At 40.2% G+C, this 12,357-nt stretch carries 17 protein-coding genes and 1 pseudogene; 13 read left to right on the top strand and 5 right to left on the bottom strand.

All coding sequences use genetic code 11. From position 1 onward, the window contains the following. The first annotated feature begins 79 nt into the window (after positions 1–79). From coxB to ACXAHI_RS01085, 4 genes are read left to right on the top strand one after another with little or no spacing between them, the layout of a single operon-like run. Entirely contained in the window at positions 80–1,105 is a 1,026-nt protein-coding gene (coxB, locus tag ACXAHI_RS01070; RefSeq protein WP_474845297.1) for a cytochrome c oxidase subunit II, read from the top strand. A gap of 26 nt (positions 1,106–1,131) precedes the next feature. After that, positions 1,132–2,970 carry a cytochrome c oxidase subunit I gene (gene ctaD, locus ACXAHI_RS01075; RefSeq protein WP_474845298.1) on the top strand — a complete coding sequence of 613 codons (1,839 nt, stop codon included), beginning with the start codon at positions 1,132–1,134 and terminating at the stop codon, positions 2,968–2,970. Further along, positions 2,967–3,581, top strand: coding sequence for a cytochrome c oxidase subunit 3 (locus tag ACXAHI_RS01080; RefSeq protein ID WP_474845300.1), 615 nt, complete (start codon positions 2,967–2,969; stop codon positions 3,579–3,581). Before ctaD ends, ACXAHI_RS01080 begins: the two co-directional genes overlap by 4 nt. A gap of 4 nt (positions 3,582–3,585) precedes the next feature. Continuing rightward, positions 3,586–3,930, top strand: a complete 345-nt coding sequence (locus ACXAHI_RS01085; protein WP_270181750.1) for a cytochrome C oxidase subunit IV family protein — start codon at positions 3,586–3,588, stop codon at positions 3,928–3,930. A gap of 77 nt (positions 3,931–4,007) precedes the next feature. Here the strand turns inward: ACXAHI_RS01085 and ytvI are convergent, their stop codons facing one another. Further along, entirely contained in the window at positions 4,008–5,066 is a 1,059-nt protein-coding gene (gene ytvI / locus ACXAHI_RS01090) for a sporulation integral membrane protein YtvI (protein ID WP_474845302.1), read from the bottom strand. 154 nt (positions 5,067–5,220) lie between these two features. Here ytvI and ACXAHI_RS01095 point away from each other — a divergent pair, with 154 nt between their 5' ends. Beyond that, positions 5,221–5,577, top strand: coding sequence for an Asp23/Gls24 family envelope stress response protein (locus ACXAHI_RS01095; RefSeq protein ID WP_474845304.1), 357 nt, complete (start codon positions 5,221–5,223; stop codon positions 5,575–5,577). Between the two features lie 61 nt (positions 5,578–5,638). Here the strand turns inward: ACXAHI_RS01095 and safA are convergent, their stop codons facing one another. Further along, positions 5,639–6,274, bottom strand: a complete 636-nt coding sequence (gene safA / locus ACXAHI_RS01100; RefSeq protein ID WP_474845306.1) for a SafA/ExsA family spore coat assembly protein — start codon at positions 6,272–6,274, stop codon at positions 5,639–5,641. Between the two features lie 221 nt (positions 6,275–6,495). On the opposite strand from safA, the pseudogene ACXAHI_RS01105 reads away from it, so the two are divergent. From ACXAHI_RS01105 to ACXAHI_RS01115, 3 genes and pseudogenes are all read left to right on the top strand, one after another. Then, positions 6,496–6,837: pseudogene (locus ACXAHI_RS01105) on the top strand (YugN family protein); the annotation flags it as partial. 21 nt (positions 6,838–6,858) lie between these two features. Then, entirely contained in the window at positions 6,859–7,215 is a 357-nt protein-coding gene (locus tag ACXAHI_RS01110) for a CBS domain-containing protein (RefSeq protein ID WP_270182055.1), read from the top strand. A 115-nt stretch (positions 7,216–7,330) separates the two neighbouring features. Further along, positions 7,331–8,395 (top strand): CAP domain-containing protein, encoded by a 1,065-nt coding sequence (locus tag ACXAHI_RS01115; RefSeq protein ID WP_474845307.1) that lies wholly within the window; start codon positions 7,331–7,333, stop codon positions 8,393–8,395. Here the strand turns inward: ACXAHI_RS01115 and ACXAHI_RS01120 are convergent. Further along, on the bottom strand, positions 8,382–8,882 hold the full coding sequence (locus ACXAHI_RS01120) for a PaaI family thioesterase (RefSeq protein ID WP_474845309.1): 501 nt from the start codon (positions 8,880–8,882) through the stop codon (positions 8,382–8,384). The two genes, ACXAHI_RS01115 and ACXAHI_RS01120, sit on opposite strands and share 14 nt — an antisense overlap. A gap of 140 nt (positions 8,883–9,022) precedes the next feature. On the opposite strand from ACXAHI_RS01120, the gene ylbD reads away from it, so the two are divergent. From ylbD to ACXAHI_RS01135, 3 genes are all read left to right on the top strand, one after another. Beyond that, positions 9,023–9,424, top strand: a complete 402-nt coding sequence (gene ylbD / locus ACXAHI_RS01125; protein ID WP_474812211.1) for a spore coat protein YlbD — start codon at positions 9,023–9,025, stop codon at positions 9,422–9,424. Between the two features lie 11 nt (positions 9,425–9,435). Continuing rightward, positions 9,436–9,669 (top strand): YlbE-like family protein, encoded by a 234-nt coding sequence (locus ACXAHI_RS01130; RefSeq protein ID WP_270181757.1) that lies wholly within the window; start codon positions 9,436–9,438, stop codon positions 9,667–9,669. A gap of 68 nt (positions 9,670–9,737) precedes the next feature. Then, a complete protein-coding gene (locus tag ACXAHI_RS01135; RefSeq protein ID WP_474845311.1) occupies positions 9,738–10,133 on the top strand; it encodes a hypothetical protein in 396 nt (131 codons plus the stop codon). Between the two features lie 24 nt (positions 10,134–10,157). Here the strand turns inward: ACXAHI_RS01135 and ACXAHI_RS01140 are convergent, their stop codons facing one another. Further along, positions 10,158–10,961, bottom strand: coding sequence for an ATP-grasp domain-containing protein (locus tag ACXAHI_RS01140; RefSeq protein ID WP_474845313.1), 804 nt, complete (start codon positions 10,959–10,961; stop codon positions 10,158–10,160). 164 nt (positions 10,962–11,125) lie between these two features. Here ACXAHI_RS01140 and ACXAHI_RS01145 point away from each other — a divergent pair, with 164 nt between their 5' ends. Next, positions 11,126–11,569 carry a YlbF/YmcA family competence regulator gene (locus ACXAHI_RS01145; RefSeq protein WP_270181760.1) on the top strand — a complete coding sequence of 148 codons (444 nt, stop codon included), beginning with the start codon at positions 11,126–11,128 and terminating at the stop codon, positions 11,567–11,569. A 22-nt stretch (positions 11,570–11,591) separates the two neighbouring features. Here the strand turns inward: ACXAHI_RS01145 and ACXAHI_RS01150 are convergent, their stop codons facing one another. Beyond that, entirely contained in the window at positions 11,592–11,912 is a 321-nt protein-coding gene (locus tag ACXAHI_RS01150; protein WP_474845316.1) for a hypothetical protein, read from the bottom strand. 123 nt (positions 11,913–12,035) lie between these two features. Here ACXAHI_RS01150 and ACXAHI_RS01155 point away from each other — a divergent pair, with 123 nt between their 5' ends. Further along, complete coding sequence (locus ACXAHI_RS01155) at positions 12,036–12,311, top strand: YlbG family protein (protein WP_224881816.1); 276 nt, start codon at positions 12,036–12,038, stop codon at positions 12,309–12,311. The last annotated feature ends 46 nt before the right edge of the window (positions 12,312–12,357 follow it).

Consider the following 12,357-nt stretch of genomic DNA (forward strand, 5'->3'; position numbering starts at 1 on the left):
GAGAAACTAGTTTCTCGCCTCGTCTTCCTATAATTCAATTTGAGTAAAAGCTATTAAGAAAGTGAGGTTTAAGGTGCAAATGAAACGTTGGAAAAATGTTTGGCGTTTTTTACCACTCTTATCGGTAATTGCGTTAACGCTTACTGGTTGCGGTAATGAGCAACTAACTACTTTGCTCCCTAAAGGGGAAGGGGCGGAAATGCAATTTAATCTCATGATGTTGAGTCTTTACATCATGATTGGGGTTTTCGTTGTAGTAGCACTTATTTATACGATTGTGCTTTTACGCTTCAGAAGACGTGGTGAAGATGACAATGAGATTCCAGAGCAAACAGAAGGTAATGTAGTTCTTGAAATTTTATGGACAACTGTCCCAATTATTTTACTTTTAATCCTTGCTGTTCCAACAGTTATGGCTACGTTTGCATTAGATGAAGGAACGGAAAACCCTCCTGAAGATGCACTTGTAATCAAAGTTACAGCACACCAATATTGGTGGGAATTTGAGTATCCTGATCTTGAAATCAAAACATCCCAAGATCTATACATGCCTACTGGTGAAAGAGTCTATTTTGAACTCGCTTCCAAAGACGTTCTCCATTCGTTCTGGGTACCGACACTCGGAGGTAAAATGGATACGAACACAGCTACTGTGAACAAAATGTGGCTCAATGCTAACGAACCAGGTACATATTATGGAAAGTGTGCTGAGCTATGTGGACCATCACATGCGTTGATGGACTTTAAAGTTATCGCTCAAGAAAGAGAAGATTTTGATGCTTGGGCAGAGAAAATGCAGAACGCTTCATCTCAAGCTGCTACTGATCAAGCTCAACAAGGTGAAGAGATTTTCGCAAATAGCTGTATCGGCTGTCACGCAGTCGGTGGTGAAGGTGGTAACACCGGACCAAGCTTAACAAACTTTGGCGATCGCGAAATGGTCGCGGGTATTCTTGAACATACAGATGAGAACATCAAGGCGTGGATTGCACAACCTGGCGAGTACAAGCCTGGTAACAATATGCCAGCATTTGGCGATCAGCTGAATGATGAAGAACTCGACGCACTTGTTGCATATCTCAATGGCTTAAAGGTTGAAGAATAGTCAACGGAAATAAGGAGGTTTAATTCGTGTCAGCACATGCTTATAAAAAGAAAAATCCTATTTGGGATTGGCTTACTACCGTTGACCACAAAAAAATCGGGATTCTCTATCTCGTTTCCGGGGCTTTCTTCTTTCTCCTCGGTGGTCTAGAAGCAATCCTATTACGGGTGCAGTTGCTTTATCCTGAATTTGACTTCGTAGGCGCTGCAACATTTAATCAGCTTCTTACGATGCACGGTACAACAATGATTTTCTTGGCGGCCATGCCGCTGATTTTCGGGTTTATGAATGCGATCATTCCACTCCAAATCGGGGCGAGGGATGTTGCGTTTCCATTCGTGAACTCACTTGGTTTTTGGCTATTTTCTGCCGGAGGAATTCTACTTAACCTTGGTTGGTTTATGGGTGGCGCTCCTGACGCGGGTTGGACAGGATATGCACCATTATCAACAACGAGCCCTGGTAATGGAGTAGACTTCTATGTATTAGGTCTACAGATTTCTGGTATCGGTACATTGATCGGTGGTATCAACTTCCTTGTAACCATCATCAACATGCGTGCGCCAGGAATGACATTTATGCGTATGCCGCTATTTACATGGTCAAGCTTTATTACATCTGGTCTTATTCTATTTGCTTTCCCTGCACTTACAATCGGTCTTGCACTTCTTATGTTCGATCGTTTGTTTGGTACTCAGTTCTTCGCGGCTGAAGCAGGCGGTAACCCAATTATTTATGAACATCTTTTCTGGATCTTCGGACACCCAGAAGTTTATATTCTAGTACTACCGGTATTCGGTATGTTCTCTGAAATTATTGCTACTTTTGCTCGCAAACGTCTTTTCGGTTATTCCGCGATGGTATTTGCGACAGCATTGATCGGTTTCTTAGGATTCATGGTTTGGGTTCACCACATGTTCACGGTAGGACTTGGACCGATTGCTAACTCAATCTTTGCGGTTGCTACGATGTTAATCGCAGTTCCAACTGGTGTTAAGATCTTTAACTGGTTGTTCACGATGTGGGGAGGAAAAGTAAGCTTCCCAACAGCAAACCTATTCGCAGTTGGATTTATTCCTTCATTCGTTCTAGGTGGTATGACAGGGGTAATGTTGAGTGTGCCACCTGCTGACTACCAGTACCACGATAGCTACTTTGTAGTTGCTCACTTCCACTATGTAATCGTAGGGGGCGTAGTCTTTGGTCTATTTGCTGGATTCTACTACTGGTGGCCAAAGATTTTCGGAACAATGTTGAATGAATTCCTAGGAAAGCTTCATTTCTGGTTATTCTTTGTTGGATTCCATTTAACATTCTTCCCAATGCACTTCTTAGGTCTAATGGGTATGCCACGTCGAGTTTACACATACTTATCAGGACAAAGTCTTGATGAAGCAAACTTCGCGGCGTCCATCGGAGCATTTTTAATGGGTATTGCAACGATTATAATGGTTTGGAATATCATCCAAACTGCTGTTAAAGGTAAAAAAGCAGGAAACGATCCATGGGATGGAAGAACGCTAGAGTGGGCTATTTCTTCTCCAGCTCCTGAATACAACTTTGCTCAAACACCACTTATTCGCGGTCTTGACGCTTGGTGGCTTGAAAAGCGTGCTGGAAATAAAGAAATGGTTCCTGCAGAACCACTCGATGATATTCATATGCCTGATGCATCGATCCTTCCATTCATCATGTCACTTGGATTGTTCATCGCAGGTTTAGCTGCAATCTATTCCATGTGGGTAATTGCGATCGGTGGACTTGTACTTACGGTTGTTGGTATGGTCATACGTTCCGTTATCGATTACCATGGATATCATATTCACAAAGAAGATCTGCCTGCTGAAGGGGGGAAAGGCAAATGAGAGCTGAAGAAATGAGCAAATTGCCTGCCAATCCAGAACGGGCGACACTTGATGGTAAAAACAAATTTCTTGGCTTCTGGTTTTTCCTTGGAGGCGAAACTGTGCTTTTCGCCTCGCTTTTTGGGGTATACTTAGGACTAAGGAATGCAACAAACGGTGGAGTAACATCAAATGAACTATTTGAACTTCCGCTCGTTTTTATTGCCACAATGCTACTTCTAACGAGTAGTTTAACGTCCGTATTTGCAACGATGGCATTGAAAACAAATCATTTTAAGCGTATGATTGGTTGGTTTGTCGTAACTGCTTTACTTGGCTTAGCGTTCCTAGGTCTTGAAATTTATGAATTTAACCACTATGTACACGAGTATGGGCATACTATGCAAAGTAGTGCTTGGGGATCTGCGTTCTATACATTAGTAGGAACTCACGGAGCGCACGTTACTGCTGGTATCGTATGGATTGCTCTTTTGATCTTCCGTAATATGCGTCGTGGAATGGACCTTTACACTGCACCTAAGTTTTATCTGTTTGCATTGTATTGGCACTTTATCGACGTTGTATGGATCTTCATCTTTACAGTCGTTTACTTAATGGGAAAGGTGGGTTAACTCAATGAGTACTCATGAGAGCACTGAACACGTTTCAGAACACGATCAGAGTCACCTTGATATTCACCATAAGATTGCACATGAAAAGGAATTTAAACAGCAAATCGTTTCTTTCATCATGATGATTTTTATCACGATGCTTGCATTTGTTGCAGTTGCAAGTGATGCGATTTCAGATTCATTTACGGTTATCTTTATCATGATCCTTGCAGGAATCCAATTGGTATTCCAGCTGTATATGTTCATGCACTTAAGCCACAAAGGGCACCAATACCCAGCATGGGGAATATTCTTCGGAGTATTCGTTGCAGGTACGTGTGTCGTAGCGCTTATGGGAATGATCTGGTAAGTAATAGCAAGAAGCTGCTCATTGAATGAGCAGCTTCTTTTTTTGCATAAAAAAAGAAACACGGTTGACCCGCGTTTCTATAATTTAATATTGATTTTAATCAAGCCAGCTTCTCTTGCAGAATTAAATGCGATGAGGATGATCGGACCGATAATAAAGCCCATGATGCCAAGAAGTTTAAGTCCTATATACATCGATATTAGAGTGGATAATGGAGATAAACCGATGTGTTGCCCCATTACTTTCGGTTCCACTGTACGTCTTATCACGAGGAGAACGATGGCGAGAATAGCCAATTGACTACCCATCGTAATATCGCCTGATATGAAGTAGTACAGTGCCCAAGGACCGAGAATAACGATCGACCCGATTATCGGAATGAAATCGATCACCCAAATAATGAATGCCATCAACAGAGCTACTTTTGGCGCGATCATCAATAGACCGATTAAACTGACGACAAAGATAATAATACTTACTAAGAATTGAGCTTTGAAAAAGCCGAAGATCACATATGACAAACGACCTGTCATGAATTGAACCTTTTCAGCTGTTTGCTCTGAAAGGTATGAATAAGCTTGTTTTTTTAATTTAGGTAGTTCCATTAAGAATAAAAATAGCGCGATAAGGTAAACAAGAATACTGACTAGGTAATTAGGGATACCTGTTACGAAAACCGTAATGATTTTCAGGTAATCAATACTACTAATTTTCACTTTTAAATTTTCTAGGAATTGTTCAATTTGAAAAGTGAATTCCTGAACAAATTCAGGCGGGAAATTCTTAGATACGCTATACATATTTGCTTCTACGCTCTCCCACATTTGAGTAATGTTTTGTATGTAGATGGGAGAATTTTCAACAATATCAATGCCTTCTGTGACGACTTTGGTCACTAGGAAGTAACTGATTAGTGAAATCATTATTACGAAGAGAGTAAACACGATCGTAACAGGGAGGACCCTTTTTAATTTGGTTCGTTTCTCAAGTAAACGAACGGCTGGATCTAAAGCAAGTGCTGTAATGAATGCTAGTATTAAGGGAATCGATACTGGCAAGATCCAGAATGTAATCAATGCAAGGATTACGATAAATAATAAGATTAATAAGAAGCGTTTTGAGAGGAACTTTGGCAATCTTGTTCTCCTTTCTAGACCTACCATCTCCTCTTATTATAGTACGGAAGGGACTCGTTTACCAGTAAGAGAGATGAATTTTCATAGAGCATAATTTGTTTCATCACCCACATATAATTAAGAAGAGACTTACGAAAAGGGGGAAGTTTTCATCATGAAGAAACCTGGAGTATACGGAACCCTGTCTATTTCTGAAACGGTGATCGATGTTATCATCGGTGTAGTTGTTGCTGAGACAGAGGGTGTCGAGCAAATTCAATCTAATGTAAAGCGAACGTTGAGGCGAATCGTAGGAAAGCGTAAGTCGTATTCAGACGAGACGATCGAAGAAAATGAAGGGCTCTCACTACGGGTTGAAATAGGAATAAAGTTTGGTGAGTGCATACCTCTAGTTTGCTTTTCGCTTCAAGAAAGGATTAAACAAGAGGTAGAACAAATGACAGGTTTTCAAGTCAATGACATCAACATCGTCGTGTCATCATTGATTATGGAAGATGATAAAGAAATATAAAAAAGCCCCTCACAAATACTGAGCTTTGATGCTAGTATCTGATGAGGGGCTTTTGTTGTGTTTATTTCGAGATGAACATTTGTGTCCAATAGTGACCATAAGATCCGCCAGACACATAACCTACACCGATGTGCGTATAACCCTTGTTCAAAATGTTTTTACGGTGCCCTTCACTATTCATCCAGGCTGTTACAACTTCTTGTGGTGTGGATTGACCAGCGGCGATATTTTCACCGGCACTACGATAAGAAACCCCGAAATTTTTCAACATTTGAAATGGTGATCCGTAAGTCGGGGAGGTATGAGAAAAATAGTTCTTGTCTCTCATATCTGCAGACTTATACCTCGCCACTCGAGCAACTTCCCAGTCCCACTTAAGAGGAGCTAAGCCGTATTTAGAGCGCTCCTGGTTCGTTAAATCCATGACCTGTTGTCCTACATCCTTTGATTCGTTGATCGAAGGGTTACCTGTAGGGATGTTTACTCTGTCTCCAGGGTAGATTAAATCTGGATTTTCAAAATGAGGATTCGCGCTGATGATTTCACTTAGTCCAATTCGATAACGTACAGAAATCTTCCAAAGCGTATCTCCGGATTTTACGGTGTATGTAGTTTGACCAAAGGCAGTATCCGGGGTGAAGATTCCAGCAGTTAAGAAGAGTGCGAGGAACATCGCAACTGATAAATATCTCTTCATTATCTCATCTCCTTTCAATAGGTAGTGTGACCAGAAAGGTGAAAAATACCACGATTTTCTATCAAATTTTTGAAAAAAGTATTAAATGTTTAAATAGTGTGGAGAGACTAATAAAGAATCTGGTATAATTCTTAGAGCTAAGTAAACGTTGCAACCACGCAGTCCGTTATACTATTATTAAGTGTGGAAGGGTTGCGAACTATTAAAGGAGGCAAACAGTAATGAAATTCGATAAGACAGGACTTGAGTCCACAATTGTTCAATTTTCTATATTGGACCACATCATGCATGAAAACGATTTAGTACTAGCAGGACAGTGGGATTATGAGCGAGTTACATATGACTATAAATTTGAAGATATGACAAATGGTGATGTTTACTATTTAAGAGTACCTGGCGTTGCAATCGAAGGTGAAGTAGAGTCTGCACATGCTGTCATCAAGCTTGGTAAGCCTTATCTTGGAAAGCATTACTACCCACACGGTGTTGAATACGACGAAGAGTTTCCTAAAAACATTTTGAACACATGCTATAAGAAGCTCGATATGCTTCGAGACGAGCTTGGAGCTGCTTTGCAGAAAAGCATGGTCTCAGTAGCAGAGGTTGCAAAAAACGTTACACCTTGTAAGAAAGAAGATAGCACGAGTAACGCAGCTAAAATTATGAAAGACGAGCACGTTACGATGGTACCTGTAGTCGATGAGAGCAGTCGTTTAGTTGGAATCGTGACTGATCGTGCGATCGCAGTGAGTGGAGAGCCTGGGTCTAAGGTTGAAGATGTGATGGAGAATCCTCCGATGACACTATCTCCTAATATGAAGCCAGAAGAAGCAGCTAGAATTATGAACGAACATCGTCTAACTGAACTTCCAATCGTAGAAGAAGAAAAGTTTGTTGGACTCGTATCATACTTTAATTTGAAAGAACATATAAACGCGTAACATAAGAAGAGCCGAAATGGCTCTTCTTTTATATTTCAGACGACCACAAATCAATAAGATTGCGGAAGAGGTACCGTTTGAGGCATAATGATTACAACAAATTGGAGGCGGTACGATGATAAAAAATGGTGTTCGCATCGTATTATTGATCGTTTTAGTTGTGGTCACGATTGATGCTTACAATAAGATTGAATGGGAGCGTGTTCTTCCAAAAGTCGATCAGTTTATCACCGAAGAAAAATTTGTTTTAGAAGAAACAGTGCCTGATAAACCTGTGAACGAAGAGCCCATCGAGCTTAATGGGGTCGAAACGTGGATGGGTGAAGGTGTGTCCTCCCTTAAACAGGAGCTTGGAGAGCCGGATCGAATCGACCCAAGCTCTTATGGATATGATTGGTGGATTTATGAACAATCGAAGTCAGCTTACCTTCAAATAGGTATACAAGAAGAGAAGGTTGTAACGGTCTTTTTTATGGGAGATATTCAAGCAGGAGAACATTATCCAATCGGTGAGCAGAAAGAGACGGTATTTAAAGACCGTTCCCCATCAGAGGAAGTTTCAATGAACGTAAAGGGAAGCGTCTATCGTTTTCAATTAACGAGTGAAGAACAATCATTAAAACCGCTAATAAAAATAAACGATGAACTGTACGCTCAATATTATTTTGACAAGTTTAATGGAAAACTTGTAGCTGTAAGACTCGCGAACCCACAAGTGTTAGCTGTTCATAGACCGTATGCTGTATCCTATCGAGGGCAGTTGGTAGAACCTACTGATCTATCAGAAGAACAGTGGGTACAAGTACAGGATGCGAGAGAAAAGCAAGTGTATGCCATGACCAACGTCATCCGTCATCAATTCGAGGTAGCATCACTCACGTACAATGATGATGTTTCGACAGTCGCATTAGGTCATAGTAAGGACATGCATGACAACGGTTATTTTTCACACACATCTCCTTCGAAAGGTGAACTATCAGATCGACTTAAAAAGGGAGACGTTCTCTATAGCTATGCTGGAGAAAATATCGCTGCTCGCTATCCTGACGCAGGTGCAGCGATGATTGGATGGTTAAATAGTAAGGGGCACAGAGAAGCCCTGTTAAATAAAGAGTTCACAGAAATAGGTGTCGGTGTATTTAGGGAGTACTACACCCAAAACTTCATCAAGCCTTTTTAGAAACGATGATGAAAGTTCCAGTGGCCATTGCAACGAGCTTTTGATCGTCTTTATAAACATTCGCTTTCACTACCCACCTCGTATCGCTTTTGAAAATAGCTTGTGCTTGGCATCTGAGTTCATTTCCTGTTCCACTAGACAGGAAATGGATTTTCATCTCTGATGTAACTGCTGCTTGCTCTGGTGGCAGAGATTGATGCACTAAAGACCCCATAGCAATATCCATAAGAGAAGCCGTAATTCCTCCATGTGTAATGTTGAGCGGATTATGAACGAGGTTTCGGTTAGGGATGATGCTTTCATATGTATCCTCATCGATCAATCGACTGCTGATTCCCATAAAAGCAGCCAAATATGTTTTATATCGACCTTCATGTTTTCGTTGAACATCTTCTAATAAAGAGAGCAAAGCTTCTTTTGATTCTTTATCAGAATGTTGAATCATCGCATTTAGTTGTGATTGAAGTTGTTGATCTAATTTGTCCATTCGGCATCCCTTCCTATTTCGATATGCTGTACTTATTTATCTTATCAATAATGGAGCACATGACCAATAAAATAGGCGCACATTTATGAAAAGTCTAATTATGATGTAGTAAGGTCGTGTAAGAAAGGGAGGGGACGAATATGCCTGAAGCAAAAAAGCTGCCAAACCCAAAAGTTCAGGAATTTAAATCGTTCGTCAAAGCGCATCCTCACGTCATTAAAAAGGTTAAAAGTGGTGAGAAAACATTACAGGATCTTTTTGAGGAATGGGCATTATTCGGTGAAGACGACGAGATGTGGCTAGATACAGAAAGCGATGAAAAAAACGAGTCAGAGGAAAAGGCTACATCAAAAACTGAAGGTACGATTGGAAATGTTCTCAACATGATCAAAGGGCTGAAATTTGATGAGGTACAGAGGAATATCGAGCAATTTAGCGGTGCTGTCTATTCCATACAGGAAGTCCTTTCTCAATTTCAATCAAAGCCTAAGCCACCACCATACATTCATCACCAATCTCCGTTTCCATTCCGCCATGATTAGGAGGAGCGTACATGCGTGAAGAAGTGCAAGCATATTTGTCGACAAGACCCGATCTGCTTTTTTTCATCCGCAATCAGCCAGTTTGGTATCGCAGACTTAGTAGAGAACCGTATGCGTTAAAGGAATGTGAGGTTGCTTCAAAACAATTTTTTGGTCAAACGTTTCCACAAAAAGTAGATCGGTTTCAAAACCAATTAAATATGGTTAACACGATGTTAGCCTTAATGACCCAGCAAAATCAGTAGGGTCGTTTTTTTTATTATCATGAAAAGACTAAACTTGGGCACACTCTAAACAAAGGAGTGTGTTTCGATTGAATTTTGTTGTGCACTATGGGAAACATGGACTTTTTATAGTACTCATGGTACTTTGCTGTATACCAGTCGTTGGTTTCGGTCAGTCGTATCAACAGCCTTCTCAAAACCACCAAGAGTCTGAAACGGTTGTGGTGCATCATAAAGTGAAAGGTTCAAATGTATTTGTAGAATGCTTAATTCCTAATTTTACGTTTGATGTTCGGAAAGAGACTAGTGAGCATAAAGGTTATATTGACGTGTATTTGAACGGAAAGAAATATCAAACAGAACATAAAGCAGCATTTATCGTACAAGGCCTACCAGAAGGGAAACACATGCTAAGATTAGACATCATGAGGCCTGATGGAGGGCGTTACTTGTCTTTAAAAGAACTGAAAGTAACAATAAAATAAGCCTCGTAATGAGGCTTATCATTGTTAAGATATTTGTTTGAACGGGTTTGTTGGTGGTACAACCGGGTTGAATTGACTCTTCACATAATCATAAATAATGTTCTCTACTCGAATCCCCTGATGGTTGAGCGCATGGTTTCCAAATAAACAGTTGAATTCTAAGAAATAAAACTTACCATTCGCCTGAACTAAGTCGAATCCAGCATGATTGATTCCTAGCGCTTTAGCTGTTTTCTCTACAAGTTCGATCGCTTCAGATGGGATGCTATGGAAAGAAAGTTTTCCTCCTTGAGCAACATTATTATGAAATGAATTATCCCCAATCCGCCAATAAGCGGATATGACTGAATCTCCTACATAAACCACTCTTAAGTCTTTTTCGATCGGTAAATATTCCTGTACATATAATACTTCATTTTTTTCACAGTAAGTGAGAAAGTCTTTTTCATTTTGTATTAAAAATACACCTTTCCCCATCGAGCTACGAGCTTCTTTCGCAACGAATGGAAAAGGAAACGTATCTAATATGAGTTGTATTGATTCCTTAGAACGACCTCTGATTTCTGTATATGGTGTGAGGTCTTGTGAGAGTGACCAAAAAGCTCTGGTCATTTCTATTTTATCAAAGCCTAATTGAATGGATTGGATGGAAGGGAAAATGTTCTTTTGTAATCCATAGACGAGAGAGTTGACTTGCCAGTTTTCAGGAAAAAGCAAAACATCTGATGCCCTGATGTCTTCAATTCTTTTAAACATATGATCTGGTTTAATATAAGAAACTCCTGGGATCCCTAACGTTCGGAAAGGGTTGAATGTAAGAAGGTTCACTTGTTCTTTATCTTCCTTTCTAAGATGAAAAAACATAAATCTAGAAAATTATAGATTTTAATACAGGTTAAGTCAATACCTAATATTAGGAAACTTTGAAGGGATTTGTACGACAACACTGGTCATGTGCTTCACATAGGTGGTAGAATGAAAGCGGAGGTGTAATGATGATTGCTACTCTCGATAGTGTAATGATTTTAGACAAGGCAGAAGACCTTGGCTTATCGATAAAAGATTCAGAAGTTGCTCATGAGTATAATGAAGCTCGTAGAGCACTTCAAAAAGATAGAGAGGCACAGCGCTTGATCAAGCATTTTTCTGAGATGAAGGAACTTTACGACGAAGTTCAGCGTTTCGGTAGATATCATCCAGATTATATGACGATTACTGTGAAGGTTAGAGAAGCGAAGCGGGACATGGATCTTCATGATACGGTCGCTGAGTTTAAGAAAGCAGAAACGAACCTTGAGAACTTACTCGTCGAAGTGTGTACGCTACTAGCTGGTGAAGTGTCTCCTTCCATTAAAGTACCATCAGGGAATCCTTTCTTTGATAATCAATCATGTGGAGGCGGCTGCGGTTCAGGCGGTAGCTGCGGTTGTGGCTGACCAGAGCATTTGCTCTGGTTTTTCAATTTCTAAATCGAATACAGTCAGGGCACAAGTTTCCACAACAAAACATCTTTTCTTGAGGAACGAGGAAGCGAACCCGATAGACGAGTAAGGTGTCGTCACTACGTACGAACGAATATTCCATCTGAAGTCGTTTACCACGCATAACCTTTGCAGCTAATAGTTTGATCGATTCTTCAATCGTACCTTTGCTGACAGAAGGGTTTGTTGTAATATAAAGGAAAGGTATGCCTGTGATGGTTGCTTTATAAACGTACGTGATATTTTCTTCATTCGATAAGAGATCTAAAAATGAATTCCATGTTTCATTAAGGTTCACATGATCGCATCCTTTCTATAGTGATAGAGTATCCAACCTAACATCAAAATGTCCAATCTTGCGGATGGAACTCATCCATGCTAGATTTATTACAAGAATTTATAAGCAAAGGGGAAGCACGTTATGTTTGTAGAACGAGTTGGCTTAGCAGTGTATATTCAATCGCTAAAGCACGCGAAGCAGTTAAGAAGGTTTGGAAATGTTCACTACGTTTCTTCAAAACAGAAGTATGTCGTGCTATACATAAACTACGATCAGCTCGAAAGCACGAAGGAGCGGTTGCAATCTCTTCACTTCGTCAAGCGTGTTGAACCTTCTAAACGACCTGAAGTACGCACCGAATATCAAAATGCAAAACCTGATAAGGCAAAACAATACGATTATAAAATGGGTCTGTAGAAAGTCATCCTCTGGGTGACTTTTTTATTTTGACAAAATGCAGATG

This window comes from Anaerobacillus sp. ABD4_527, from assembly GCF_056160805.1.